We start from the raw sequence: 25,739 nt of genomic DNA, 5'->3' as shown, positions 1-25,739 counted from the left end.
TCCTTGTAGGAGCGGGCTTGCCCCGCGATGAGGCCGGTCCACTCAACCCTTCAATCAGGCAGGTGCGGCCAACTGTCAGCCACCAGAAACACCCGCTCCACCTCCTGCCAAACGCCATCCTCACCTTGCTCCAGCCTGACCAGCAACTGCGCCGGAGCAAAGCCATCGAGCTGGGCCAACCAGCCATCAAAGCGCTCGGCTGTCCAGCACGCTGGCTGCTCGATGCGCGCCGGTGCCAGCCATTCATGCCGGGCCAAGGGCTGCCAACGGCCGTCCGCCAGGCGCGAGCGATAAGCCATCCAATCCCGCCGATGCAGCCAGCGCCCGCGCAGATGCTGGGCATTGGCGCCTGCCGGTGGCTGCGTATGCCCAGGGCTTGGGTAGAACAGATACCCCCCCAGCCATAGATGCGCCTGCACCTCGCTCACCCCCAGCGTTGCCAGAATCGCGCGGCTTTGCGGGCGAGCCGAGATCGGCAATTGATGCCCGAGCAGATGCGCCAGCTTAAGGTCCAGGCGGTCGTGGCAGCCGGGGCCAAGCCAGTGCGCCGGATCATGCCCATCGTCCCCAGGCGGGCCGAGGTAGAGCTTGATCGCCAACTCCAGATGGTGCACGCCTTGGCAGTCGCGCAGCAGGATGTCCAGCTCGCCAAGCGTGTGTCCGCCCTCGCGGATGGCCAGGTTGGCGGCCAGCAACTCGACGCCTGGGGCGTGGCTCAGGGCAAATTGCCAAAGACTTTCGTAGTACAGGCCCAGGCGCCGGCTGGTGAGCCGCGCCAGCCAGTCGCGCAAGGCGTGCTCGTCGCGATCCAGCGTCCGCAGCCAGTGGGCCAGGCGCTGTGGGTCCGCGGCCCAGGCACTGGCCGCCAGCGGGTGGCGCTGGGGGCAGGGCGGGTCGTCCAGCAGGGGGGGCGACAGTATCGCCCAGGCCAGATCGCGCACGTGTGGGCGCTGCAGTTGGCGGGGCAGGTCGCTCAGGTCGGCGAACGGCGTCATCCTGCGAGCATAGCCGGTTTGCCGCTGGCCGGTCGTTTCGCCCATAATCCTCGTTATCGTTACCCGCCGCAGAGCCTTGCAGGAGCACCATGGAGCAATTTCGCAATATCGGTATCATCGGCCGCCTTGGCAGCTCCCAGGTGCTCGACACCATCCGCCGACTGAAAAAATTCCTCCTCGACCGCCATCTGCACGTGATCCTCGAGGACACCATCGCCGAAGTGCTGCCCGGCCACGGCCTGCAGACCTCCACGCGCAAACTGCTCGGCGAGGTCTGCGACCTGGTCATCGTGGTCGGCGGCGATGGCAGTCTGCTGGGCGCCGCCCGCGCCTTGGCCCGGCACAACATCCCGGTACTGGGCATCAACCGTGGCAGCCTGGGCTTTCTCACCGACATCCGCCCGGATGAACTGGAGGTCAAGGTCGCCGAGGTGCTCGACGGCCATTACCTGGTGGAAAACCGCTTTTTGCTGCAAGCCGAAGTGCGTCGCCACGGCGAGGCCATCGGCCAGGGCGATGCGCTCAACGACGTGGTGCTGCACCCCGGCAAGTCGACGCGGATGATCGAGTTCGAGATCTACATCGACGGGCAGTTCGTCTGCAGCCAGAAGGCCGACGGCCTGATCGTCGCCACCCCGACCGGCTCCACCGCCTACGCCCTGTCGGCCGGTGGGCCGATCATGCATCCCAAGCTCGACGCCATCGTCATCGTGCCGATGTATCCGCACACCTTGTCGGGGCGGCCGATCGTGGTCGATGGCAACAGCGAGCTGAAGATCGTCGTCTCGCAAGACCTGCAGATCTATCCGCAGGTGTCCTGTGATGGCCAGAACCACTTCACCTGCGCCCCGGGCGATACCATCACGGTGAGTAAAAAGCCGCAGAAACTGCGCCTGATCCATCCGCTCGACCACAATTACTACGAGGTCTGCCGCACCAAACTCGGCTGGGGCAGCCGCCTGGGAGGTGGAGGCGACTGATGCTCGATCCGGCGCGAAGTTTCGACATCATCGGCGACGTGCATGGCTGTGCACAGACCCTCGAACGCCTGCTCGACACCCTCGGCTACAAGCGCGTGGCGGGTGTCTGGCGGCATCCAAGGCGCCAGGCGCTGTTCCTCGGCGACATCGTCGACCGCGGCCCGCGCATCCGTGAGGCGCTGCATATCGTCCACGACATGGTCGAGGCCGGCCAGGCGTTCTGCATCATGGGCAACCATGAATACAACGCCCTGGCCTGGGTCACCCCGGCGCTGCCGGGCAGTGGCAAGACGTTCGTGCGCGAGCATACCCCGCGTCATGCGCGGCTGATCGATGAAACCCTGACCCAGTTCGCCCAGCATCCGGCCGATTGGCACGATTTTCTCGCCTGGTTCTATGAGCTGCCGCTGTTCGTCGACGCGGGTCGGTTCCGCCTGGTGCACGCCTGCTGGGACCCACGTCTGATCGAGCCCCTGCGTCAGCAGTACCCCCGAGGTTGCATCGACGAGCATTTCGTCCAGGCCTCGGCAGTGTCCGGCAGCTTCGCCTCGACCGTGTGCAACCGCCTGTTGCGTGGTACCGACATGCGCCTGCCGGACGGCTTGACCCTGACCGGCGGCGACGGCCTGACCCGGGCCTTTTTCCGTACCAAGTTCTGGGAAGAAGACCCGCAAACCTACGGCGATATCGTCTTCCAGCCCGATGCCTTGCCTGACGCTGTGGCCAGTACGCCGCTCAGTCACACCCAGAAAAATGCCCTGCTGCGCTACGACGAAGACGAGCCGTTGCTGTTCGTCGGCCATTACTGGCGCAGCGGCCGGCCCGCGCCGATCCGCCCCAACCTGGCCTGTCTGGACTACAGCGCCGTGCTCTACGGCAAGCTGGTGGCATACCGGTTGGATGATGAAACCCGCATCGACCCCCACAAGTTCGTCTGGGTCGATGTCGACCGCCCACAGGCCAATCAATGAACGTGATCGAAGTGCTGCGCTTGCCGTTGGCGGTCGACCTCAGTGGTTTCGTCAGCCTGCTGCGCCGTCTGCAGGTGCCCCATCGGGTGGTCGAGGAGGGCCAGGAGCAAGTGCTGTGGGCACCGCCGAACCTTGCTGAAGATGTGCGCCAGCTGTACCAGCGCTACCCCGAAGGCAATGACCAGATCGAACTGCCGGCCGAGGCCCAGGCCAATCTGCCGCAGCGCCCGTCACTGGCCGAACAGGCCCGGGCCTGCAAGGTCACGGCCGGGGTCCTGCTGCTGTGCGTGGTGGTCGCCGGGCTCACCGGCCTTGGCGACAACCTGTCGACTATCGGCTGGTTCACCTTCCTCGATTTTCGCGTGCAGGGTGAATACCTGTACTTCACCTCTCTGGCCCAGGGCCTGGCCGAAGGCCAATGGTGGCGGCTGGTGTCGCCGATGCTGCTGCACTTCGGCGTGCTGCACCTGGCGATGAACGGCCTGTGGTACTGGGAGCTGGGCAAGCGCATCGAACTGCGCCAGGGGCCATGGGTGTTATTGAGCCTGACCCTGTTGTTCAGCCTGGTATCCAACCTGGCCCAGCACTACGTGGGCGGGCCGAGCCTGTTTGGTGGCTTGTCTGGCGTGTTGTATGGGCTGCTCGGCTATGTCTGGCTCTATCAGTGGCTGGCGCCCAACCCTCATTACAGCCTGCCCAAGGGCGTGCTGGTGATGATGCTCATCTGGCTGGTGGTGTGCCTGTCGGGCGTCATCAGCCAACTCGGCTTCGGCCAGATCGCCAACGCCGCGCATGTCGGCGGCCTGCTCATCGGATGCCTCGCTGGCCTCTTGGGCGGTGGCCTTGCCCGGCGTAAACTGTCGGCTTGATTCAGGAGACCCTATGTCCACCTTCGCGCAAATGATCGAAAACATCACCCCGGAAATCTACCAGAGCCTGAAAACGGCGGTGGAACTGGGTAAATGGGCTGACGGGCGCAAGCTCACCGTCGAGCAGAAAGAGCTGTCGCTGCAGGCGGTGATCGCCTGGGAGATGCAAAACCTGCCCGAAGAACAGCGCACCGGTTACATGGGCCCGCAGGAGTGCGCATCGAAATCCGCACCGATCGCTAACATTCTGTTCAAGTCGGACTCGGTACATTGATCGAACTCGCTCGTGGCTCTTTGAGCAAGATGGCGGTGCGTCTTGAAGCACCGGTCGTGCAGTACAGCTTTCGCCTGGGCGAACAGCACGTGCCAGTCAATCCGCTGATCGGCAAGTCGCTGCGCCTGGAATACCTCGGTGCCATCCACTGCAGCCATTGCGGCAAGCGCACCAAGACCAGCTTCAGCCAGGGCTACTGCTACCCATGCATGACCAAGCTGGCCCAGTGCGACATGTGCATCATGGCGCCTGAACGCTGCCACTACGACGCCGGCACCTGCCGCGAGCCGTCCTGGGGCGAGCAGTTCTGCATGACCGACCATGTGGTCTACCTGGCCAACTCGTCGGGGATCAAGGTCGGCATCACCCGCGCCACCCAACTGCCGACCCGCTGGCTCGACCAGGGCGCCAGCCAGGCCCTGCCGATCATGCGCGTGGCCACCCGCCAGCAATCCGGCCTGGTCGAAGATGTGCTGCGCAGCCAGGTGCCCGACCGCACCAACTGGCGCACCCTGCTCAAGGGCGATGCCCAGGTGCTGGACCTGCCTGCCATCCGCGAACAGATCTTCGATGCCTGCGCCGATGGCATCCGCACCTTGCAGGAGCGCTTTGGCCTGCAAGCGATCCAGCCGCTGCCGCAAGCAGAGGTGGTAGAGATGCGTTATCCGGTCGAGGCTTATCCGAAAAAGATCGTCAGCTTCAACCTCGACAAGGACCCGATCGCCGAAGGCACCCTGCTCGGGATCAAGGGTCAGTACCTGATTTTCGACACCGGCGTGATCAATATTCGCAAATACACGGCCTACCAGCTGGCCGTGCATCAGTAAAAAGGACAGCCACATGCGCACCGAACAACCGCAAGTGATCTACCTCAAGGACTACCAGGCGCCCGAGTACCTGATCGACGAGACGCACCTGACCTTCGAGCTGTTCGAGGACCACAGCCTGGTCCATGCGCAACTGGTGATGCGCCGCAACCCCGCGCGTGGCGCCGGGCTGCCGCCGCTGGTGCTCGACGGCCAGCAGTTGCAGCTGCTCAGCGTGCAGCTGGATGACCAGCCGCTGTCCGCCGCCGACTACCAGCTCGACGACGACAGCCTGACCCTGCAGCCCAAGGCCGATAGCTTCACCCTCGACACCACGGTGAAGATCCACCCGGAAAGCAACACTGCGCTGGAAGGCTTGTACAAGTCGGGCAAGATGTACTGCACCCAGTGCGAGGCCGAGGGCTTTCGCAAGATCACCTATTACCTCGACCGCCCGGATGTGATGAGCACGTTCACCACCACGGTGATTGCCGAGCAGCATCGCTATCCGGTGTTGCTGTCCAACGGTAACCCGGTCGGCAGCGGACCGAGTGAGGACGGCCGGCATTGGGCGACCTGGGAAGACCCGTTCAAGAAACCGGCCTACCTGTTCGCCCTGGTCGCTGGCGACTTGTGGTGCGTGGAGAACAGCTTCACCCGTCAGTCCGGCCGTGAGGTGACCTTGCGCATCTATGTCGAGGAAGAGAACCTCGACAAGTGCGAACACGCCATGACCAGCTTGAAGAAGTCCATGCGCTGGGATGAACAAGTCTATGGCCGTGAATACGACCTGGACATCTTCATGATCGTTGCGGTCAACGACTTCAACATGGGCGCCATGGAAAACAAGGGCCTGAACATCTTCAACTCCAGCTGTGTGCTGGCCCGTGCCGAAACCGCCACCGACGCTGCCCACCAGCGCGTCGAAGGGGTCGTGGCGCACGAGTACTTCCACAACTGGACCGGCAACCGCGTGACCTGCCGCGACTGGTTCCAGCTGTCGCTCAAGGAAGGCTTCACGGTGTTTCGCGACGCCGAGTTCAGCGCCGACATGAACTCGCGCACGGTCAAGCGCATCGAGGACGTCGCCTACCTGCGCACTCACCAGTTCGCCGAAGACGCCGGGCCCATGGCTCATCCTGTGCGCCCGGACAGCTTCATCGAAATCTCCAACTTCTACACCCTCACGGTGTACGAGAAGGGCGCTGAAGTGGTCGGCATGGTCCGCACCTTGCTCGGCGCCGAGGGCTTTCGCAAAGGCAGCGACTTGTACTTCGAGCGCCACGATGGCCAGGCAGTGACCTGCGATGACTTCATCAAGGCCATGGAAGACGCCAATGGCGTCGACCTGACCCAGTTCAAGCGCTGGTACAGCCAGGCCGGCACGCCGCGCCTGGAGGTCAGCGAGGCCTATGACGCCGCTGCTCAGTGCTACAGCCTGACCTTCCGCCAAAGCTGCCCGCAGACCCCGGACAAGGCAGAAAAACTGCCGTTCGTGATCCCCGTGGCCCTGGGCCTGCTGGATGCCCAGGGCAATGATCTGCCGCTGCGTCTGCAAGGCGAAGCCGCTGCCCAGGGGACCAGCCGCGTGCTGTCGTTGACCGAGGCCGAGCAGACCTTCACCTTCCAAGACGTTGCCGCCAAGCCGTTGCCCTCGCTGCTGCGTGGCTTCAGCGCGCCGGTCAAGCTGAGCTTCCCCTACGATCGCGATCAGCTGATGTTCCTCATGCAGCACGACAGCGACGGCTTCAACCGCTGGGAGGCCGGCCAGCAGTTGTCGGTGCAGGTGTTGCAGGAACTGATCGGCCAGCACCAGCGTGGCGAAGCGCTCACCCTCGACCCACGTCTGATTACCGCGCTGGGCACGGTGCTGGGCAATGAGTCGCTGGATCCGGCGATGGTCGCCGAAATGCTCTCGCTGCCAGGTGAGGCTTACCTGACCGAGATCAGCCAGGTGGCGGACGTCGACGCGATCCACGCCGCCCGTGAGTTCGCCCGCAAGCAGATCGCCGATCAGCTGTTCGATGCCTTGTGGACGCGTTATCAGGCCAATCGCGACGTGTCGCGCAAGACTGCCTATGTCGCTGCGGCCGAGCACTTCGCCCGTCGCAGCCTGCAGAACATCGCGCTGTCGTACCTGATGCTCAGCGCCAAGCCGCAGGTGCTGGAGGCGACCCTGGAGCAGTTCGAGCAGTGTGACAACATGACCGAGCGCCTGACCGCGTTGGCGGTGCTGGTCAACTCGCCGTTCGCAGCCGAGCGCGCCAAGGCGCTTGAGGCCTTCGCCGAGCACTTCAAGGACAACCCGCTGGTCATGGACCAGTGGTTCAGCGTCCAGGCGGCCAGCGCGCTGCCCGGTGGCCTGGCGCGGGTCAAGGCGTTGATGCAGCACCCGGCGTTCACCCTGAAGAACCCGAACAAGGTGCGAGCCTTGATTGGCGCCTTTGCTGGGCAGAACCTGGTCAACTTCCATGCGGCCGATGGTTCTGGCTATCGCTTCCTGGCGGACCTGGTGATCGAGCTCAATGCGCTGAACCCGCAGATTGCCTCGCGCCAGCTGGCGCCGCTGACGCGCTGGCGCAAGTATGACGCTGCGCGTCAGGCGTTGATGAAGGCAGAGCTTGAGCGGATTCTGGCGTCTGGAGCGCTGTCCAGTGATGTGTATGAGGTGGTGAGCAAGAGCCTGGCCTGAAACCGGGTTGAACCCATCGCGGGGCAAGCCCGCTCCCACGCGTGGGAGCGGGCTTGCCCCGCGATGCTTTTGGCTGCTTAACAAAACATAACGTCCTACTCGTTGTGTTCCTCAAGAAATCCCCGATAGGATGGCCCAAAGCTATTGCAGGGCTCTGGCACAGGGTTTTCGCAGTGCCTGCAATGAATTGACCCACTTACAAGAACACAACAGGGGACGGTCATGAGGGAGCGGGGAATGGCGCAAGCCAGGCGTGGTGCCTGGCCGCTGGCGACCGGCGCGATGCTGGTGCTGGCACTGGGGATGTGGACAGGCAGCGTTGAAGCTGCTGCTGCCGACGAGTATTCGACCGAATCTGCCAAGGCCAGCGATAGCCTGCTGATCGACGCTGCCCATGCCGGCAAGCGTCTGGTGGTGGTCGGTGATCGCGGCCATATCCTGTTCTCCGACGACCAGGGCAAGACCTGGACCCAGGCCCGGGTGCCCACCCGGCAACTGCTCACCGCAGTGTTCTTCCTCGACGACAAGCGCGGCTGGGCGGTCGGCCACGACGCGCAGATCCTTGCCAGCACCGATGGCGGCGCCACCTGGAGCAAGCAGTTCGAAGACCTTTCCCGCGAAGCGCCGTTGCTCGACGTCAAATTCCTCGACGCCCAGCATGGCTTTGCCGTGGGCGCTTATGGTGCGCTGCTGGAAACCACCGATGGCGGCCAGCATTGGCAGGACGTCGCCGAGCGCCTGGACAACCCTGATCAGCTGCACCTCAATGGCATTGCCGCAATCAAGGACGCCGGCCTGTTCATCGTCGGTGAGCAGGGCAGCATGTTCCGCTCCAGCGATAACGGCCAGAGCTGGACCACCGTGCAAGGCCCCTACGAGGGCTCGCTGTTCGGCGTGATCGGCACCGCCCAGGCGCAGACCCTGTTGGCCTATGGTTTGCGCGGCAACCTGTACCGCTCGACTGATTTTGGTGACAGCTGGCAACAGATCGATCTCAAGGCCGCGCGTGGCCCGCTCGAATTCGGCCTGGCAAGCGCTACGCTTCTCGATGACGGCAGCCTGGTGCTGGTCGGCAATGGCGGCAGCGTGCTGCGCAGCCATGACGACGGCCAGAGTTTCACGGTCTACAACCGCGCTGATCGGATTGCCCTGGCTGGGGTCAGTGGCCTGGCCGATGGCGGCCTGTTGCTGGTCGGCCAAGGCGGGCTGTACCTGGCCAACGGCGAAGGTGCCGAAGAGGTGCGGCCATGACTCGCCAGGAGAGCTTTGACATGCACCAGCACCATCAGGACAAGGCCACGCTGCTCGAACGGCTGATCTTCAACAACCGCCCGGTAGTGATCGGCCTGTGCCTGTTGGTGAGCATCTTCCTGTTCTGGCAGGCCACGCAGATCCGGCCATCGACCAGCTTCGAGAAGATGATCCCGCTCGAGCACCCGTTCATCGAACAGATGCTCGAGCACCGCAACGACCTGGCCAACCTCGGCAACACCGTGCGCATCTCGGTCGAAGCGGTCAATGGCGATATCTTCGACAAGGACTACATGGAGACCCTGCGTCAGATCCATGACGAGGTGTTCTACATCCCCGGCGTCGATCGGGCCGGGCTCAAGTCGCTGTGGAGCCCCAGCGTGCGCTGGACCGAGGTCACCGAGGAAGGCTTTGCCGGCGGCGAGGTGATCCCCAATACCTACAACGGCTCGGCCGACAGCCTCGACCAGTTGCGCGACAACGTGCTCAAGTCTGGCCAGGTCGGGCGCCTGGTGGCCAACAACTTCAAGTCGAGCATCGTCGATGTACCGCTCTTGGAGAGCTACCCCGACCCGCAGGATCAGGGTAAGCAGATCAAGCTCGACTACCAGCAGTTCTCCCATCAGCTGGAAGAGAAGATCCGTGACAAGTTCCAGGCGCAGAACCCCAATGTGAAGATTCACATCGTCGGCTTCGCCAAGAAGGTCGGCGACCTGATCGATGGCCTGGTGATGGTGGCGCTGTTCTTTGGCGTGGCGCTGGTGATTACCTGGATCCTGTTGTACTGGTTCACCTGGTGCATCCGCAGCACCATCGCCGTGCTCATCACCACCTTGGTGGCGGTGGTCTGGCAGCTTGGGCTGATGCATGCGGTGGGCTTTGGTCTTGACCCGTACTCGATGCTGGTGCCATTCCTGATCTTCGCTATCGGCATTTCCCACGGGGTGCAGAAGATCAACGGCATCGCCCTGCAATCGAGTGGCGCCGACAATGCCCTGACAGCTGCCCGGCGCACCTTCCGCCAGCTGTTCCTGCCGGGGATGATCGCCATCCTCGCCGACGCCGTGGGCTTCATCACGCTGTTGATCATCGACATCGGCGTGATTCGCGAGCTGGCCATCGGCGCTTCGATTGGCGTGGCGGTCATCGTCTTCACCAACCTGATCCTGCTGCCGGTCGCCATCTCCTATGTGGGCATCAGCAAGAAGGCGATCGAGCGCAGCAAGAAGGATGCGACCCGCGAGCATCCGTTCTGGCGCCTGCTGGCCAATTTCGCCAGCGCCAAGGTCGCGCCGATCTCCATCGCCCTGGCCTTGGTCGCCTTCGCCGGTGGTCTGTGGTACAGCCAGAACCTGAAGATCGGCGACCTGGACCAAGGCGCGCCTGAGCTGCGCCCGGACTCGCGCTACAACCAGGATAACCACTTCATCATCAGCAACTACTCGACCAGTTCCGATGTCCTGGTGATCATGGTCAAGACCCCGTCGGAAAGCTGCTCGATCCACTCGACCCTGGCGCCGATCGACGAGCTGATGTGGACCATGCAGAACACCCCGGGGGTGCAGTCGGCGATCTCCCTGGTGACGGTGTCCAAGCAGATGATCAAGGGCATGAACGAGGGCAACCTGAAATGGGAGACCTTGTCGCGTAACCCGGATGTGCTCAACAGCTCGATCGCCCGGGCCGATGGCCTGTACAACGCCGACTGCTCGCTGGCACCGGTGCTGGTGTTCCTCAACGACCACAAGGCCGAGACCCTGGAGCGGGTGACGGCGGTGGCCAAGACGTTTGCCGACAGCCATAACAAAGAAGGCCTGCAGTTCCTTCTGGCGGCGGGTAACGCAGGTATCGAGGCGGCCACCAACGAGGTGATCAAGTCGGCCGAGTTGACCATCCTGATCCTGGTCTACCTGTGCGTGGCGGTGATGTGCATGATCACCTTCCGCTCGTTTGCCGCGACCTTGTGTATCGTTCTGCCGCTGGTACTGACCTCGGTGCTGGGCAATGCGCTGATGGCCTTCATGGGCATTGGCGTGAAGGTCGCTACCCTGCCGGTAGTGGCGTTGGGGGTGGGGATTGGCGTGGACTACGGCATCTACATCTACAGCCGCCTGGAGAGCTTCCTGCGGGCTGGGTTGCCGTTGCAGGAAGCCTATTACCAGACCCTGCGCTCGACCGGTAAAGCGGTGCTGTTCACCGGTTTGTGCCTGGCGATTGGCGTGTGCACCTGGATCTTCTCGGCGATCAAGTTCCAGGCCGACATGGGCTTGATGCTGACCTTCATGCTGCTGTGGAACATGTTTGGTGCGCTGTGGCTGCTGCCGGCGCTGGCGCGGTTCTTGATCAAACCGCAGAAGTTGGCGGGCAAGGAGGGCGGCTCGATCTTCGCTCATTGATCGGTGTACGGGGGCCGCAAAGCGGCCCCACAGGTATACTGCGGGTCTTTGCTCCCCAGGTACCCCTTCGATGACCACCCTCGCCACCGCCCTCGAATCCAGCGACATGCTCCTGATCGACGGCCTGCACGCCTTCGACTTCACCTTCAATGCCAACGGTCTGCTGATCGAATGCATGGACGGCCGCGACCTCAAGCGCTGGACCTTCACTCCCGAACAAGTCGCCGCGGCAATCGGCGCGGGTGAACAGTGGCGCCTCAACGATGATCAGGGCGAGCATCAACTAGTCTGTATGAGTGCCGTGTACGGCTCGGACGATGACGATGAATACGACGATGATGAACCGGACCTGGAAGTGCCTGCTGGCCGCTAGTCTGATGAGCCTTGTTCTCCAGGCCCACGCCGTGACCCTGCTGGTGGGCAGCTACACCGACGGCGCCAGCAAGGGTATCTACCGCTACCATTTCGACACTGAGCGCGGCCAGATCGATACCCAGCCGCTGCAAGTGGTCAACAGCGTCAGCCCGTCGTGGCTGGTGCTCTCTGCTGACCAGCGCCTCTTGTTTGCGGTCAATGAAACGCCCAAGGGCCAGGTCAGCAGTTTTGCCCTCAGCAGCAAGGGCGAGATCAAACCGTTGAACCAGGTCGCCAGCCAAGGCGATGAGCCGACCCACGCCAGCCTCAGCCACGATCAGCGCTACTTGTTCGTCGCCAACTACGCGGTCGCCGCCGACCCGGGCGGCAGCCTGGTGGTGATCCCGGTGGCCAAGGACGGCAAGCTCAAGCCGATGGTACAGCAGGCGCGGCATGCGCCGAGCAAGGTCAACCCCGAGCGCCAGGCCGGCGCCCATGTGCATTCGCTGGTGCCTTCGCCTGAAGGCCGCCACCTGTATGCCAGCGATTTGGGCGCGGACAAGGTGTTCATCTACCGCTACGACGGCGCCAGCACCGAACAGCCGCTGAGCGCGGCGATTCCGGCCTCGGTCAGCCTGCCGCCAGGCAGCGGGCCGCGGCATTTGCTGTTCGATGCCAAGGGCCAGCACGCTTATCTCACCCTGGAGATGAGTGGCGAAGTGGTGGTGTTCGATGTTGAGGATGGCGCCCTGATCGAGCGCCAGCGCCTGCCCTTGAGCGAACGCCAAGACGCCGCTGCAAAAGCGTCGGGTGGCTTGCATCTGTCGGTCGATGGACGCTTCTTGTATGTCAGTAACCGCGGTACGGCGAATGAAATCGTGGTGTATGCGGTGGCCAAGGACAACGGCCAGCTAACCCTGCTGCAGCGCCGTTCGGTCGAGGGCGATCATCCGCGTGAGTTCGCCCTGGATCCCAGTGGCAACTACCTGCTGGTGGCCAACCAGAAGAGCAACCAGATCGTGGTCATGCGCCGCGACCCGCGTAGCGGCAAGCTCGGGGAGACGGTACAGAAGCTGGCCCAGGGTGCGCCCTCGGACCTCAAGTTCATCGAGTGACTATCAACAGGGGCTATCAACAGCGACTATCAACCGGGGTGATAATTGCTACTGCTGCAATGAATTTCAGTGGCAGACCTTGGCGGCGTAAGTTTGACCCAAGGCCCACCCGGGCCATTGTCAAACCACCGATGTCGAGGTCAGCCCAGATGAACTTCAATCTCTTCCCGGTTATCGCCGCTTCCGCCATTTCCGCCTCGGTTGTGCTACCGACGCATGCCCATGCCGACACCAGCCGCAAGGCATCTGCCACCCACAGCTATACCGAGCAGTACCTGCGCCAGAGTGCCCATTTTCATGCGGCGTTGAGTGGCAAGACCGGCCTCTGATCCCGATGTCAGCACTGAACCTGTGGGAGCGGGCTTGCCCGCGAACAATACCCTGCGGTGTATGGCCAAGGCTTTGCCCTGGTTCGCGGGCAAGCCCGCTCCCACAGGTTCCGCTCCCAGGCTGATAGCTATTTAGCCATAACGGCCTTGAACAGCTCTGAAGCCAGCCACCCCTGCAACCAGCTCCGCACCCGCGGATAAGCCGCCTCGGCGAACCACTGCGGTTCGACCCCGGCAAACTGGCGCATAAGGGGTAGCAGGGCGGCATCGGCCAGGCTTGGATGCCCGGCAAGCAGATAAGGCCGGCCTTCGAGCAGGCCTTCAAGCTCCGCCAGCCAGGGCTCGGCCTGCTGGCGGTAATGCTCACGCGAATGCTCGGGGTAGCGCTCGGCATACTTGTACAGGTTGACCTGGGCCTTGAATACGCTGTCGTTGCGTGCGATCAGGGCCTCAGCGTGCTGCGCCGCAGCCGGGTCTGCTTGCAGCCGCCAGTCCTGCGGATCGTTCTGCGCCAGTGCCCAGCGCATGATATCCAGGCTTTCTTCCAGTACGCCGTCGGCAGTCGCCAGCACCGGCACCGTGCCCTTGGGCGACAGTGCCAGCAGTTCGGCCGGTTTGTTCTTCATTGCCACTTCACACACCTGCACGGCGCAGCCGGCATAGCGCAGGGCCAGGCGCGCACGCATGGCCCAGGGGCAGCGGCGGAACGAGTAGAGGATCATCCGCAGACTTCCACATCGCTCAAACCGTTGCCCTGACGGCGCACCTGGATCTGCACCGGAATCCGTTCGTGCATCTCCTGCACGTGCGAGATCACCGCGACCTTGCGGCCCTGGGCCTGCAAGCCATCGAGGGCGTCCATGGCCTGTTGCAGCGACTCAGGATCAAGGCTGCCAAAGCCTTCGTCGATGAACAGCGACTCGATGCGCAGGGTACTCGAAGCCATCGAGGCCAGGCCCAAGGCCAGGGCCAGCGAAACCAGGAAGGTCTCACCGCCAGACAACGAGTGCACCGAGCGCAGCTCATCGCCCATCTCGGTGTCCAGCACCAGCAGGCCAAGGGCACTGCCGCCGCGTTTGAGGCGGTAGCGCTTGGCCAACTGGCGCAGCTGGCTGTTGGCGTGGTGCAGCAGCAAGTCGAGGTTGTAGCCCTGGGCGATCTTGCGGAACACATCGCCAGAGGCCGAGCCGATCAGGGCATTCAAGCGCGCCCAGCGTTGCCACTGTTGATAGGCCTGCTCGATCTCTGCGGCCAGGGCCTGATGCGCTTGCTGGCGACGCTGGTCGTCGGCCTGTTGCGCGCGCAGTTCGGCGCACTGGTGTTCATGCACGGCCAGTTGTTGCTGCAACTGGCTGAGGGTCTGCTCCAGCTCTTCAATGGGCATTTCGCTGATGGCGTGCTGGTTGTGCTGTTGCAGGCGCTGCTGGCGCTCTTGCAGCAGTACGCGGCCTTGTTCGATGGCTTTGTCGGCAGCTTGCACGCGTTGGCGTAGCTCGGCCACTGCGCCATCGTCGATAGCCAGCAGCCGGTCCAGGCCTTGGTCGTCCAGCTCCGGATGATCGGCGCGCCATTGGCTGATTTGCTGTTGCAGCGCCTGGTGCTCCTGCTCCAGGGCCTCGCGGCGCTGTTGATTGGCCTTGAGTTCAGCGGCCACTTGCAGGCTTTGCGTGTTGGCCTCCTGGAGCGCCTGGGCAGTGCTGGCTTCGCTGCTGCGCGCCTGTTCTACCTGCTGCTCCAGATGCTGCTGCCAGGCTTGGGCATTGGCGTGCTCGGCCAACAGTTCGGCCAGGGTCGCGCGCGCTTGTTGCTGTTGCTCGGCAAGGCTGGCCAGTTGCTGTTGCAGCTCGCCCAGGCGTTGCAGGCGCGCTTGCTGCTGGTCGCGCAGGCGTTCCAGTTGTTGCTGGCGCTGCTGCTGTTGTTGCTGTTCGTCCTGTTGCTGCTCCAGCTGGAGCATGCGCTGGGCCACCTGCTGATCCAGCGCCAGGAAGGCATGCGCAGGTTCGTCGCGCAGGGCCTGGAGAATGTCGGCGGGCAATACCCCGGCAAAATCAGCCAATGCCTGCTCCAGGCGCTCCTGGTCGGCGTCGAGTGCCTGGTGCTGCTGGTCGAGGCGCCTCTGGGCCTGCTGTTGCGCTTCGTTGGCGGCCTGTAATTGCTGGGTGAGGCGGGCAGCGTCCTTTTGCAGGGTCAGCAGCGCGCTCTGGCGTTGTTCGTCGCGGCTGATCTCGCCGTCCAGACGGCGCAATTGGCCCTCCAGCCAGCTGCTGCGGGTGCTGTCGTCCTGAGCGCTGAGCGACGGCCACAGGGCATGCGCCTGCAACTGCTGCTGCAGCGGTTGCAACTGCTCGGCCAATTGCCCCTGCTGGTGCTGGTACTCCTTGACCTGGCCATTGACCATACCGACCTGGGTGCGCAGGTCGATCAGGCGGGCATTGAGGCTTTCCACCTGAGCCAAGGCAGCGGCTTCTTCGGCCTGGTCATGTCGGCCAAGGCTATTGAGCAGCGCCTCGGGCTGATGGAACGGGTGCTCGGCGCTGCCGCAGACCGGGCATGGCTCGCCATCGCGCAACTGGGCGCGCAGTTCTTCGACGCTGGTATTGCGTGCCAGGCGCTGGCGTTCGAGCAACTGGCGGGTCAGCGTCAGGGCTTGCTCGGCGGTTTCCAGCTCGGCCTTGGCCGACTGGCCTTCGGTGATCAATTGCTGGCGTTGGTGCAGGCCCTGTTGCTGACGTTCGCGCAGCGACTGGATGTTCTGTTGCAGCTCTTGCTCACGGGCGTGCAGGCGTGACAGTTCTTCCACGGCGCGCTGCTGCTTGCGGTTTTCCTGCAGCATGGTACCGAGCAGGTCGAGCTGTTCGGCCAGCGCCTGCGGCTCGGCGCCAGCTTCACGGAACAACACCTCGAAGGCGTCGCGCTGTTCCTGCAACTGGGCATTGGCCTGGCTGGCCTGGGCTTGCAGGCCGGGCAGTTCAGCGCGGCCCTGGCTCAGGCGATTGCCGATTTGCAGCAGCTGCTGCAGTTGCCCGCGATAAGCCTGCCAAGCGCTGGCCAATGCGGCCAGCGGGGCGCTGTCGGCCAGGGCGGCATCGATTGCGGCCAGTTGCTGCTGGCTGCGTTGTTGCTGCTCGTCGAGCTGCTGCAACTGCTGCTGAGCGTCACTGACGGCCTGCTCGGCGTCTCGGGCGGAGTCGCCGAGCTTGGCCGACTCACTGTCCAGACGCGCCAGGTTGTCCTGGGCGGCGAAGGCCTGGCGCAGGTGCGGGGCGCTGTCGCTTTGCACGGTCTGGGCCTGGCTCAGCGCCTGGCGTGCCGCTTGCAGGGCGTGTTGCAGCTCCAGGACGCGTGCTTGCAGGCTCTGTTGCTGGTCTTGCTGCGCCGCAAGCGCAGCAGCCAGCGGCGTGAGCTGGCTGGCCAAGGCTTGCTGGCGATGGAACGGGTGGCGCTGCGGCGCCAGGCGTTCCAGGTGCTGCAGATCCAGGCGCTGTCCGGCCAGTTGTTGCCAGTCGTGCTCTGCGCTTTGCAAGGCTTGGCTGGCAGCGCTGTGCTGGGCTTGCAGTTGGTGCTGTTCATTGAGCCAGGCGCGTTGCTGTTCCAGTTGGCGCTCGCGCGCCTGCTCGGCCTTGAGCGCTTGTTGCGCCTGCTCCAAGCGCTGATCGAGCTCGGCGCGAGCCTCCACGGCCATCGGCAGCAGGTGGCTGGCGCGGTCCTTGAGGGCGTTGTGGGCTTCGCCCGCTTCTCGCGATTTACTGAATGCACGCTGACCGAGGCGGGTATAGATCGCAGTGTTGGTGAGCTTTTCCAGCAGTTCGCTGCGCTCTTTGTCGTCGGCCTTGAGGAAGGCGCTGAACTCGCTCTGGGCCAGCATCACCGCGCGGGTGAACTGCTCGAAGTTCAGGCCAAGGCGCGCTTCGACCAATTGCTTGTATTCGTTCTTGCCGCTGCCCAGCAGCTGCTCGCTGTCCAGGTCGTAGAGGCTCTGGCGGCTGTGCTGCAGCTTGCCGTTGGCCTTGTCGCGGGCGCGGTTGGCCTCCCAGCGGGCGCGGTAGCGGTGGCCGTCGATACCCACGAAGTCGACCTCGGCAAAACCGCTGCCGGTGCCCCGGCGCAACAGGTTGCGCGGATCGTAGGTGGGGATGTCGCCGTCGGCATCGGGCACCTTGGCCTCGCGGCCGATCGCATTGAGGCGCGGCACGGTGCCGAACAAGGCCAGGCACAGGGCATCGAGCAGGGTACTCTTGCCCGCGCCGGTCGGGCCGGTAATGGCGAACAGACCAGCGCTGGCCAAGGGCTCGGCGGTAAAGTCGATGTCGATCGGGCCGGCCAGCGAGGCGAGGTTCTTCAGGCGAATGGCAAGGATCTTCATGGCTGCTCCTGCTCCAGCTGGACATCCTGCAGGAGCAGGGCGAAATCGCTCAGGGCCTGCTCGTCGACGGGATTGCCGTAGGCTTGCTCCCAGGCCCGGCTGAACAAGTCCTGCGGGGTCATCTGGCTCAGCTCGACGAACTCCAGCTCGTCCTCCTCCAGTGTCCCGCGCCCGGCATATTCGGCACTGATGCGCACCAGGCGCACGGCCTTGCCTTGCAGCGCCGTTTCAATCTGCTGGCGCAGGTCTGGCTGTGGCTCGTCCAGGCGCACCCGCACTTCCAGCCAGGGCTGGCGATTGGGGTCTTCGAGCAGGTCGATCACCGGCAGCTCGGCGAGCAGTTCGAGCAGCTCGGCCAGCGGCGCCGGGCCCATGCGTTGCAGGGCTACAGCGCGGGGCACCGGCCGCGGTTCGACGCTGACCAGCTCGGCACCGTCGAGCTCGACTTCCAGCACCTGGTGGGGGTAGTTGATTTCCGCGAACGACAGCGGGATCGGCGAGCCGCTGTAGCGGATGCGTTCTTCGCGATTGACCTTCTGCGGCTTGTGCAAGTGGCCCAGGGCGACGTAGCTGATGGCCTTGTCGAACAGCTTGGCCGGCAGCGCCTCGGCGTTGCCGATGATCAGGCTACGTTCGGAGTCTTCGGAGATCGAGCCGCCTGCCATATGCGCGTGGCTGATGGCGATCAGCGCCTGGTCTTTCTTGCGTTTGGCCTGGCCGGCAGCGATCAGTTGCTGGTGCACCTGGGTGATGCCTTGCAGGTAGTCATCGCCCAACTGCGGGCCGGTGACTTCGGCAGGGCGCAGGAACGGCAGGGCCAGGCACCAGGCGCTGACCTTGCCACGGGCGTTGGTCAGGGGGATCAGCAGGCGTTCGGCGTCCAGCTGGCCTTCGTCGAGCCAGTGCACCCGGCCCAGGGCGTGGGTGCGCAACCGGCGCATCAGCGCGGCAGGCAGCTCGATGCGCGAGCCGGAGTCGTGGTTGCCGGCGATCATCACGATGTCCAGCTTGGGCTGTTGCTCGTGGGCCTGGACGATGAATTCGTAGAGGCGTTCCTGGGCTTTGACCGGCGGGTTGACCGTGTCGAAGATATCGCCAGCGATCAGCAGCGCGTCGGGCTGGCGCAGTTTCAGCTGGCCGAGCAGCCAGTGCAGGAAACAGGCGTGTTCGAAGTCGCGTTCCTGGCCATGCAGGCTTTGGCCCAGGTGCCAGTCGGAGGTGTGAAACAGACGCATGGGTGACCTGTAGGTGTTGAGTCGGGGTTGCTTGCGATGGAATTTTTGCGGGTGGGTATGGTAACCCAAGTTGCGATCAGCAATGTGCGGTGGATGTGCGGGCCTCATCGTGGTACGAGGCCCGAACCCACGCCAGCGAAACGCTACTTGGGATAAAGCGGCGGCAAGCTGCCGCTATCCCCAGTCGGCGCGAGCAATTGCTCGGCTGGCGGGATGGCCCCAATCGCCCGCCACAGCTCATCGCCATGCCAATACTGGCCGCTCTCGCTATACAACGCGCCATTCAATCCATCCAGCGCATCCGACAACGGCACAAAGCGCGCCGCCATTTCGGCCAGGGTTTCGGGCTGCTGGCGTGCCCAGGCATCCAGCGCCTGTCGGGTAGCCTGCGGATCATTGGCCTGACAGGCGCGCTTGAGGTCATCGAGCAAGGTACGCGGGCTCGGGCCAGCCTGCGCCGCGCGCAACACCGCTGGCTGCGAGCGTGCGCGCCACCACAAGGCAAAGCCGAGCAGCGTGGTCAATGCCAACACCAGGGTCGCCAGTTGCCAAGGCCACAGCAGGGTGCTGGCAGAGCTGCTATCACCCACCGGGGTTTCGGCACTCAAGGCAGGGTTGTCCTGCACGTTGAGGCTGCGCGCCGGCAGGCTGCTGTGTTCCAGGTGATCCTCGCGGGTGTTCCACCAGGTCACGTCGACGGTCGGCAAGGTCAGCTCGCCGCTGTGGGTCGGTACCAGCGCTTCACGTTCTTCACGGTTGGCGGTCATGCCGCGCTCGTTGATCTCGTTACGCAGCAGTGGCTGGTCAGGGTAGCGGCGCAGGCCAAGGATTTCGGTGGCCGGTAGTGGCGGCAACTGAGTGCTGGACAGGCCATCGGCGCGCAGGGTGACGCTGCGGGTCATTGAATCGCCGATCTGCACCGTTTGCGTGCTGGGGTCGGGGTTCCAGCGTTCTTCCAGGGTCAAGCTGCGTGCTGGCAGCCACGGGGTGTCGGCAGGATAGTTGGCCGGGATCGGCCGCACGCTAAGACGCAGCGGCAGCGAGCTGACTTGTACCTGGCGACCGGCGCGCTGCTCGGCGCTGTCGGCGGCGGTGGCGGTGAAGGTCAGCGAGGGGATATCGAGGCTGCCGCTGTGCTGCGGATAAACCGCATAGCGGGTTTCGATGACGCCGTGGCGCACGCCGTCGATGTCTTTTTCATAAGTGCGCGACTCGCCCAGCGGCTCGACCTTGGCGTTGTCCAACTGCAGCGGGGTGAGGCTGCTGTCGTCGTACAGCGACACCGAATGGTAGATGCGCAGGGTCAGCACGGCCTGGGCCTGGACGTAGACCTCAGTGCTGTCCAGGGTCGCTTCGATGAACACCTTGGCGGCGCTGTCCGGGCGGCTGGCATCGGCTTGGAGCACTTGCAGGTCGATGGGCAGGCTATGCGACTGGCCCAGTTGCAACGCGGGGATGCTCAAGCTGCCGCTGCGCCGCGGCAGCAGGGTGATGATCCAGCGGGTGCTGGCGCGGGTTTCGCCATCGAGGGTGTGCAGGCTGTTCAGCTGACGGGTGCCGCGCACTTCGAAGTCGGCATCCAGGGCCCGCAGGTCGGGTTTGCCGAACTGGGTGACATCCTGGCTTTCGAGAATCAGCTCCAGGGTTTCCCCGGCTTGCAGGCGGCTGCGATCGACGCTGGCTTGCAGGGTCGGTTGGGCGTGGACCTGGACGATCCATAGCAGGGTGAGGAGCAAGACGCCGAAGCGACTCATCGTGGGTTTTCCTGATGCAATTGCTGTTCATACCAGAATTTGCGCCGCAACAGCTGCGCTGGATTGTCCGGAATCTCTCGTAGCCACTGCTCCAACGCCTGGCGTTGTTCGGCATCCAGGCTGGTGGCAGCCGGGCGTTGCGGCGGCTGGGTAAGGCTGTCGTCATCGCCGGCCTGATTGCCTGGCGGCGGCGGGCCGTTGCTGCTGTCGCCTTGCTCCTGGCCGGGCGCTTGCTCCTCGTTGCCGGGGGTGGCTTGCGCCTGATTGGCCGCCGAGCTGCTGTTACCGTCGGTTTCGCTGCCTGGGGTGCCTTGGGCATCGCTGCTGGTTTGTTGCTGTTCGGCCTTGGCTTGACGCTGCAGCAACAGTTGCTGGACCAGGGCCTGGTTGTCCAGTGCCGCTTGCAGTTCCGGTTGGCGCTCAAGGGCCTGCTCGTAGGCGTCCAGGGCTGCCTCCAGCTGATCGGCACGGGCCAGGGCATTGCCTCGATTGTAGTGGGCGGCGGCCGTGCTGCCTTGGGCAAATGCCTTGGCCGCACCTTCATAGTCACCGGCCTGGTACAGCGCTATGCCACGCCATTGCGGATCGTCGAAGTGGCGTGCGGCCTCGGCCGGGCGTTGTTGCTCCAGCAGGCGCTGGCCTTGCTGGTCAGGGCGCAGCCACAGGTCGTTGAATTCGAACGCCTGGCTCGGTTGCGGCAGCGCCAGCAGCAATGGCAGGCAAAACAGCCAGCCGCGCCGTCCGGCACAGGCAGCCAGCAACAAAAGCGGCAGCAGTAGCCAGTAGCCCTGATCGGCCCAGCTGTCCAATTGCACGGTCTGGCCATCGTTGCGCAAGCCGCGCGGATTATCGAACAGGCCCAGGCCGCGCAGGTCCAGGTCGTCGATGCGGGCGTGGCGATAGCGCCCGCCAGTGCCGTTGATGAAGGCTTTGAGGCTGGCGCTGTCCAAACGGGGGAGGAGGATGCCGCCTTGCTCATCCTTGAGGTATTCGCCATTGACCTGGCGCACCGGCGCGCCCTCGCTGCTGCCGATGCCGAGCATCAGCAGGCTAGGGCCCTGGCGGCCTAGCGCCTGCTTGATGCCGTCGCGCTCCTGATCGCTCAAGGCCGAGCCGATCAGCAACAGGCGGCCTTGGCCCAGGCCACTCTGGGCCAGTAATGCCAGACCTTTGTGCACTGCCAGGTCCGCGCGCTGGCCGGGCTGGGGCATGATCGACGGGTCGATCGCTTCCAGCAGGTTGCGCGTGGTACCGAGGTCGTCGGACAGCGGCACCAGTGTGTGGGCGCTACCGGCATAGACGATCAACGCGGTCTGGCTGTCGCGGCGGTGTTCGAGCAGGTCGAGCACCTTGCGTCGAGCCTGCTCCAGGCGATTGGGCGGGCTGTCTTCGGCGAGCATCTGCGGGGTTAGCTCAAGCATGATCACCAGTGGGTCGGCGGGGCGTTGGCGGGTTTCTTCCACCCGCTGCCAACTGGTGCCGAGCAAGGCCAGGACGATCAGTAACCAGGCCAGGCCCAAGGCGATCCACGGCAACTTGCTGTTGCTGCCGCTGCCGCCGCCAAGCAGTACCGCATGAAATTGTGGCGGCAGGATCATCTGCCAGCGCCCGGCGCGCTTGCGCCGGTGCCAGAGCTTGAACAGCAGCCAGGCGAGCAGCGGCACGACCAGCAGCCAGAGCGGGCGCAACCATTGTGGCCAGAGATCGATCATCGCCGCCTCCTAAGCCGTAGGCGTTTCAAGCGCTCGCGCCATTGCGGGTGCGGTTGCAAGAAGCTGGGGCGACGCAGGACCCGCTGCAACAGGTTATCCGGCCATTGCACGGCGACTACCAGCAACACACTCAGCAGCAGCGCCAGGGCCAGCGGCCAGGCATACAGCTCCTTGGCAGTGCGCGCCTGGGTCGGTTGCTGGGCCACCGGCTCCAACTGATCGAGGGTGTCGCCGATCGCATCCAGCTCGGCGCCGTCATGGGCGCGGAAATAGCTGCCCTGGGTCAGTTCGGCGATTTCCCGCAGCGAGGCTTCATCCAGGTCCAGGCTCGGGTTCAGCCCCAGCAGGCCAGGAGTGCCGCTGGCCTCGGGGTTGGCGCCGATGCCGATGGTATAGATGCGCACGCCTTCCTGGGCGGCCAGGCGGGCAGCGGTCAGCGGATGGATCTGCCCGCCGTTGTTGGCGCCGTCAGTGATCAGCACCAGTACTCGGCTCTGCGCCGGGCGTTGGCGCAGGCGCTTGACGGCCAGGCCAATGGCATCGCCAATCGCCGTGTTCTTGCCGGCGATGCCGATCTGCGCTTCGTCGAGGAAGGTGCGTACGGTGCGCCGGTCGAAGGTCAGTGGCGCTTGCAGGTAAGCCTCGCTGCCGAACAGGATCAGGCCCACCCGGTCGCCCTCGCGGTCCTGGAGGAAATCGCCGAGCAGCGCCTTGACCAGGTCCAAACGGCTGATTTCCTCATCCTTCCACAGCATGTCGGGGAAATCCATCGACCCGGAGACATCCACGGCCACCAGCAGATCACGCCCGCTGGCCGCCACCGGCACCGGCTCGCCGAGCCATTGCGGGCGGGCGGCGGCGATCAGCAGCAGCAGCCAGATCAGGACGTAGGGTGCCTGCTGGCGCCAGGTCGGCAGGTTCAGTCGCGCGCGCCGGCCGGCCAGGCCTTCGAGCTCATTGAGAAAGCCAACCTTGAGCACCGGCTCACCGCTGTCGGCGGCCGGCAGCAGCAAGCGCGCCAGCCACGGCAGCGGCAGCAGCAGGAAGATCCACGGCCAGGCCAGCTCAAACATGCTTGCGGATCCAGGTTTCGACCGCCTGGCTGAGCCCGGCGATCGCTTTGTCGTCGAGCTTGCACTCGGGTTTGTAGGTGCCTTCGACCAGTACCATCCAGCGGGTCAGGCCAGCAGCGGGGCAGCGGTTGTCGAGAAACGCCAGCCACTGGCGGCCGCTGAGCGTGTGGCTGTTGGCGCCGGGGTAGTGGTTGCGGCACAGGCGTTTGAGCAGGGCGTTGATCTGCTGCAACCAGGCGCCTGCGGGTGCGCCGTCATAGGGGCGGGGCAGGCGTGCGAGCTCGGCCAGGGCTTCCACCCGTACCGGGTCCAGGGGTTGTTCGGCGCGCACGATCCGCCGCTTGCCAGGGCGCCATTTACGCACCCGCCACAGGCCCCAAGCGAGCAGCGGCAGCAGCGCCAGTAACACCCACCAGCCGGGTGCAGGTGGCCACCAGCCAATCGCCGCGGGGGCGATCAACGGCTGCAGCGAATCCAGCGGGTTCATGTGCTGCTCCCTGGGCGCTGGGCGTTGAGGTACTCGCGCAGCTGCTCGATCATCTCGCTTTGGGTGCTCAGTGGCATCAGCACCACGCGCAGCTTTTGCGCCAGCAGCTCCCAGCGCTCGATCCGCGCTTCGGCCTGCTGGTGGTAGGTGCGGCGCAGGTTGGCGTCGAGGGTGTCGAGTTCGAGCTGGGCGCCGCGCTGGGCGAAGCGCAGCAGGCCGGCGGCGGGCAGGGCATGGTCAAGTGGATCGGAGACCGGCATCAGCAGCACGTCGCAGTGGCGTGAGAGCATCGACAGGTGCTGCTCGACGCCCTCGCTGAGTGCGCGTTCGTCGCAAATGACGATGGCCAAGCTGCCCGGGCGCAGCACTTCGCGCGCCCGGCGCAGGGCCAGGGCCAGGCTGTCGGCCTGCGGCACCGCTTCGGTGTGCAGCGCCTGGTTGACCTTGGCCAGCCGGTTGAGCAGTTGCAACAGGCTCTGCTTGCTGCGCCGCGGCTTGACTTCATGGTGCTCGTTATCGCCGAACACCAGGCCGCCGATACGGTCGTTATGGCCCAGCGCGGCCCAGCCGAACAGCGCCGCAGCCTGGGCCGCCAGGACCGACTTGAACATCAATCCGGAGCTGAAGAACAGCCGCTGGCTCTGCTCGACCATGATGAAGATCGGCCGCTCGCGCTCCTCGTGGAACAGCTTGGTATGCGGCTCCTGGGTACGCGCGGTGACGCGCCAGTCGATGTTGCGCACATCGTCGCCAGCCTGATACACACGCACCTGGTCGAAGTCCACGCCACGGCCACGCAGCTTGGAATGGTGCAGGCCGACCAATGGGCTGCGCTGGCCGGGCCGCGAGAACAGCTGGATCTCGCGCACGCGGTGGCGCATGTCGATCAACTCGCCGAGGCTGGTGCGGATACCGGGTTCGGCCAACGTCGCAGTGGGCATGGGCTCAGGCGACTGCAACGACGTCGAGGATGCGTTGGACCACGCGGTCCTGGTCGACCCCTGCCGCCTCAGCCTCGAACGAGAGAATCACCCGGTGGCGCAGGACATCGAACAGCACCGCCTGGATATCCTCAGGGCTGACGAAGTCGCGTCCGGCCAGCCAGGCATGGGCACGCGCGCAGCGGTCCAGGGCGATCGAGCCACGGGGGCTGGCGCCATAGGCGATCCAGTCGGCCAGCTCGCTGTCGAACTTGGCCGGGGTGCGCGTGGCCATTACCAGTTGCACCAGGTACTCCTCCACTGCATCGGCCATGTACAGGCCTAGAATTTCCTTGCGCGCTGCGAAGATCGCCTGCTGGCTGACCCGGCGCTCCGGCTTGGTCTCGCCATTGAGCGCTTCGCCTCGGGCTTGCTGCAGGATGCGTCGCTCCACGGCGGCGTCGGGGAAACCGATTTTCACATGCATCAGGAAGCGGTCGAGCTGCGCCTCGGGCAGCGGGTAGGTGCCTTCCTGCTCGATCGGGTTTTGCGTGGCCATGACCAAGAACAGCGGCGACAGGTCGTAAGTGCTGCGGCCCACACTGACCTGGCGCTCGGCCATGGCCTCGAGCAGTGCCGATTGCACCTTGGCCGGGGCGCGGTTGATTTCGTCGGCCAGCACCAGGTTATGGAAGATCGGCCCTTGCTGGAACACGAAGCTGCCGGTTTCCGGGCGATAGATCTCGGTGCCGGTGATATCGGCCGGCAACAGGTCGGGGGTGAACTGAATGCGATGGAACTGCGCCTCGACACCTTCTGCCAGCTCTTTGATGGCCTTGGTCTTGGCCAGGCCCGGTGCACCCTCGACCAGCATATGGCCGTCGGCAAGGAGGACGATCAGTAGGCGTTCAACCAGCTTTTCCTGGCCCAGGATCTGGGAGGAAAGAAAGGTGCGCAGCGCGATCAGCGCTTCACGGTGTTCCATCGGCGACGGTTCCTGGAAAGGGGCCAGGGGTGCGGTAAGCGAGCAGCCCGGGCAGGGGGTGATACTTTAATCCATCCGGGCCCATGCCGACTAATGGCGGCACGCAAATTTATGTAAGGGTTACAGACGACAGCGGCCTCGGCCGATTCCGACGAGCAAGCGGAAAAACCCTGATTCT

General features: G+C 64.5%; 21 protein-coding genes. 11 read left to right on the top strand and 10 right to left on the bottom strand.

Going from position 1 to position 25,739, the window contains the following annotated elements; all coding sequences use genetic code 11:
* Positions 1-50: 50 nt before the first annotated feature.
* Entirely contained in the window at positions 51-1,040 is a 990-nt protein-coding gene (locus tag HU737_RS14415; protein ID WP_186557293.1) for a DUF1853 family protein, read from the bottom strand.
* Positions 1,041-1,084: 44 nt separating this feature from the next.
* Here HU737_RS14415 and HU737_RS14410 point away from each other — a divergent pair, with 44 nt between their 5' ends.
* The 11 genes from HU737_RS14410 to HU737_RS14360 all read left to right on the top strand — a co-directional run bounded on the left by HU737_RS14410 (position 1,085) and on the right by HU737_RS14360 (position 13,032).
* Positions 1,085-1,975 carry an NAD(+) kinase gene (locus tag HU737_RS14410; protein WP_119139528.1) on the top strand — a complete coding sequence of 297 codons (891 nt, stop codon included), beginning with the start codon at positions 1,085-1,087 and terminating at the stop codon, positions 1,973-1,975.
* Positions 1,975-2,946: a metallophosphoesterase gene (locus HU737_RS14405; protein ID WP_186557292.1), complete on the top strand. Its 972-nt coding sequence runs from the start codon at positions 1,975-1,977 to the stop codon at positions 2,944-2,946. The genes HU737_RS14410 and HU737_RS14405 overlap by 1 nt, the downstream gene beginning before the upstream one ends.
* The gene (locus HU737_RS14400) at positions 2,943-3,815 is read left to right on the top strand and encodes a rhomboid family intramembrane serine protease (RefSeq protein WP_186557291.1); all 873 of its coding nucleotides are present in this window, start codon (positions 2,943-2,945) and stop codon (positions 3,813-3,815) included. Before HU737_RS14405 ends, HU737_RS14400 begins: the two co-directional genes overlap by 4 nt.
* Positions 3,816-3,828: 13 nt before the next feature.
* On the top strand, positions 3,829-4,089 hold the full coding sequence (locus HU737_RS14395; RefSeq protein ID WP_186557290.1) for a YeaC family protein: 261 nt from the start codon (positions 3,829-3,831) through the stop codon (positions 4,087-4,089).
* On the top strand, positions 4,086-4,916 hold the full coding sequence (locus HU737_RS14390) for a DUF2797 domain-containing protein (RefSeq protein ID WP_186557289.1): 831 nt from the start codon (positions 4,086-4,088) through the stop codon (positions 4,914-4,916). Before HU737_RS14395 ends, HU737_RS14390 begins: the two co-directional genes overlap by 4 nt.
* 13 nt (positions 4,917-4,929) lie before the next feature.
* Positions 4,930-7,587: an aminopeptidase N gene (gene pepN, locus HU737_RS14385; RefSeq protein WP_186557288.1), complete on the top strand. Its 2,658-nt coding sequence runs from the start codon at positions 4,930-4,932 to the stop codon at positions 7,585-7,587.
* 222 nt (positions 7,588-7,809) lie between these two features.
* Entirely contained in the window at positions 7,810-8,838 is a 1,029-nt protein-coding gene (locus HU737_RS14380) for a WD40/YVTN/BNR-like repeat-containing protein (RefSeq protein ID WP_186557287.1), read from the top strand.
* Positions 8,839-8,858: 20 nt separating this feature from the next.
* A complete protein-coding gene (locus HU737_RS14375) occupies positions 8,859-11,234 on the top strand; it encodes an efflux RND transporter permease subunit (RefSeq protein ID WP_186557286.1) in 2,376 nt (791 codons plus the stop codon).
* Between the two features lie 70 nt (positions 11,235-11,304).
* Positions 11,305-11,607 (top strand): DUF5629 family protein, encoded by a 303-nt coding sequence (locus tag HU737_RS14370; RefSeq protein WP_186557285.1) that lies wholly within the window; start codon positions 11,305-11,307, stop codon positions 11,605-11,607.
* Positions 11,573-12,703 carry a lactonase family protein gene (locus tag HU737_RS14365; protein WP_186557300.1) on the top strand — a complete coding sequence of 377 codons (1,131 nt, stop codon included), beginning with the start codon at positions 11,573-11,575 and terminating at the stop codon, positions 12,701-12,703. The genes HU737_RS14370 and HU737_RS14365 overlap by 35 nt, the downstream gene beginning before the upstream one ends.
* A 149-nt stretch (positions 12,704-12,852) precedes the next feature.
* Positions 12,853-13,032, top strand: coding sequence for a hypothetical protein (locus HU737_RS14360; RefSeq protein WP_186557284.1), 180 nt, complete (start codon positions 12,853-12,855; stop codon positions 13,030-13,032).
* A 128-nt stretch (positions 13,033-13,160) separates the two neighbouring features.
* Here HU737_RS14360 and HU737_RS14355 read toward each other — a convergent pair whose 3' ends face one another.
* From HU737_RS14355 to HU737_RS14315, 9 genes are all read right to left on the bottom strand, one after another.
* Positions 13,161-13,754 (bottom strand): glutathione S-transferase, encoded by a 594-nt coding sequence (locus tag HU737_RS14355; RefSeq protein ID WP_186557283.1) that lies wholly within the window; start codon positions 13,752-13,754, stop codon positions 13,161-13,163.
* Positions 13,751-17,395, bottom strand: a complete 3,645-nt coding sequence (locus tag HU737_RS14350) for an AAA family ATPase (protein WP_186557282.1) — start codon at positions 17,393-17,395, stop codon at positions 13,751-13,753. Before HU737_RS14350 ends, HU737_RS14355 begins: the two co-directional genes overlap by 4 nt.
* Complete coding sequence (locus HU737_RS14345; RefSeq protein WP_186557281.1) at positions 17,392-18,630, bottom strand: exonuclease SbcCD subunit D C-terminal domain-containing protein; 1,239 nt, start codon at positions 18,628-18,630, stop codon at positions 17,392-17,394. Before HU737_RS14345 ends, HU737_RS14350 begins: the two co-directional genes overlap by 4 nt.
* Positions 18,631-18,773: 143 nt before the next feature.
* Positions 18,774-20,384, bottom strand: a complete 1,611-nt coding sequence (locus HU737_RS14340) for a BatD family protein (protein ID WP_186557280.1) — start codon at positions 20,382-20,384, stop codon at positions 18,774-18,776.
* A complete protein-coding gene (locus HU737_RS14335; RefSeq protein WP_186557279.1) occupies positions 20,381-22,096 on the bottom strand; it encodes a vWA domain-containing protein in 1,716 nt (571 codons plus the stop codon). The genes HU737_RS14340 and HU737_RS14335 overlap by 4 nt, the downstream gene beginning before the upstream one ends.
* Complete coding sequence (locus tag HU737_RS14330; RefSeq protein WP_186557278.1) at positions 22,093-23,169, bottom strand: vWA domain-containing protein; 1,077 nt, start codon at positions 23,167-23,169, stop codon at positions 22,093-22,095. Before HU737_RS14330 ends, HU737_RS14335 begins: the two co-directional genes overlap by 4 nt.
* Complete coding sequence (locus HU737_RS14325) at positions 23,162-23,656, bottom strand: DUF4381 domain-containing protein (protein WP_186557277.1); 495 nt, start codon at positions 23,654-23,656, stop codon at positions 23,162-23,164. The genes HU737_RS14330 and HU737_RS14325 overlap by 8 nt, the downstream gene beginning before the upstream one ends.
* Positions 23,653-24,597: a DUF58 domain-containing protein gene (locus HU737_RS14320; protein WP_186557276.1), complete on the bottom strand. Its 945-nt coding sequence runs from the start codon at positions 24,595-24,597 to the stop codon at positions 23,653-23,655. The genes HU737_RS14325 and HU737_RS14320 overlap by 4 nt, the downstream gene beginning before the upstream one ends.
* Before the next feature lie 4 nt (positions 24,598-24,601).
* Positions 24,602-25,561 (bottom strand): AAA family ATPase, encoded by a 960-nt coding sequence (locus tag HU737_RS14315; protein WP_186557275.1) that lies wholly within the window; start codon positions 25,559-25,561, stop codon positions 24,602-24,604.
* Between the last annotated feature and the right edge of the window lie 178 nt (positions 25,562-25,739).

The organism is Pseudomonas urmiensis, from assembly GCF_014268815.2.
Classification (GTDB): Bacteria; Pseudomonadota; Gammaproteobacteria; order Pseudomonadales; family Pseudomonadaceae; genus Aquipseudomonas; species Aquipseudomonas urmiensis.
Note: the sequence above shows the minus strand (reverse complement) of the source record. Positions and strands in the feature narration are given on the sequence as shown.

Excerpts from the sequence above, each read along its gene's own strand:
- HU737_RS14415 (WP_186557293.1), bottom strand. The coding sequence starts at position 1,040 with ATGGGCGAAACGACCGGCCAGCGGCAAACCGGCTATGCTCGCAGGATG.
- HU737_RS14355 (WP_186557283.1), bottom strand. The coding sequence starts at position 13,754 with ATGATCCTCTACTCGTTCCGCCGCTGCCCCTGGGCCATGCGTGCGCGC.
- HU737_RS14370 (WP_186557285.1), top strand. The coding sequence starts at position 11,305 with ATGACCACCCTCGCCACCGCCCTCGAATCCAGCGACATGCTCCTGATC.
- HU737_RS14410 (WP_119139528.1), top strand. The coding sequence starts at position 1,085 with ATGGAGCAATTTCGCAATATCGGTATCATCGGCCGCCTTGGCAGCTCC.
- HU737_RS14405 (WP_186557292.1), top strand. The coding sequence starts at position 1,975 with ATGCTCGATCCGGCGCGAAGTTTCGACATCATCGGCGACGTGCATGGC.
- HU737_RS14325 (WP_186557277.1), bottom strand. The coding sequence starts at position 23,656 with ATGAACCCGCTGGATTCGCTGCAGCCGTTGATCGCCCCCGCGGCGATT.
- pepN (WP_186557288.1), top strand. The coding sequence starts at position 4,930 with ATGCGCACCGAACAACCGCAAGTGATCTACCTCAAGGACTACCAGGCG.
- HU737_RS14315 (WP_186557275.1), bottom strand. The coding sequence starts at position 25,561 with ATGGAACACCGTGAAGCGCTGATCGCGCTGCGCACCTTTCTTTCCTCC.
- HU737_RS14365 (WP_186557300.1), top strand. The coding sequence starts at position 11,573 with ATGAACCGGACCTGGAAGTGCCTGCTGGCCGCTAGTCTGATGAGCCTT.
- HU737_RS14335 (WP_186557279.1), bottom strand. The coding sequence starts at position 22,096 with ATGATCGATCTCTGGCCACAATGGTTGCGCCCGCTCTGGCTGCTGGTC.
- HU737_RS14320 (WP_186557276.1), bottom strand. The coding sequence starts at position 24,597 with ATGCCCACTGCGACGTTGGCCGAACCCGGTATCCGCACCAGCCTCGGC.
- HU737_RS14350 (WP_186557282.1), bottom strand. The coding sequence starts at position 17,395 with ATGAAGATCCTTGCCATTCGCCTGAAGAACCTCGCCTCGCTGGCCGGC.
- HU737_RS14400 (WP_186557291.1), top strand. The coding sequence starts at position 2,943 with ATGAACGTGATCGAAGTGCTGCGCTTGCCGTTGGCGGTCGACCTCAGT.
- HU737_RS14340 (WP_186557280.1), bottom strand. The coding sequence starts at position 20,384 with ATGAGTCGCTTCGGCGTCTTGCTCCTCACCCTGCTATGGATCGTCCAG.
- HU737_RS14330 (WP_186557278.1), bottom strand. The coding sequence starts at position 23,169 with ATGTTTGAGCTGGCCTGGCCGTGGATCTTCCTGCTGCTGCCGCTGCCG.
- HU737_RS14395 (WP_186557290.1), top strand. The coding sequence starts at position 3,829 with ATGTCCACCTTCGCGCAAATGATCGAAAACATCACCCCGGAAATCTAC.
- HU737_RS14375 (WP_186557286.1), top strand. The coding sequence starts at position 8,859 with ATGCACCAGCACCATCAGGACAAGGCCACGCTGCTCGAACGGCTGATC.
- HU737_RS14380 (WP_186557287.1), top strand. The coding sequence starts at position 7,810 with ATGAGGGAGCGGGGAATGGCGCAAGCCAGGCGTGGTGCCTGGCCGCTG.
- HU737_RS14345 (WP_186557281.1), bottom strand. The coding sequence starts at position 18,630 with ATGCGTCTGTTTCACACCTCCGACTGGCACCTGGGCCAAAGCCTGCAT.
- HU737_RS14360 (WP_186557284.1), top strand. The coding sequence starts at position 12,853 with ATGAACTTCAATCTCTTCCCGGTTATCGCCGCTTCCGCCATTTCCGCC.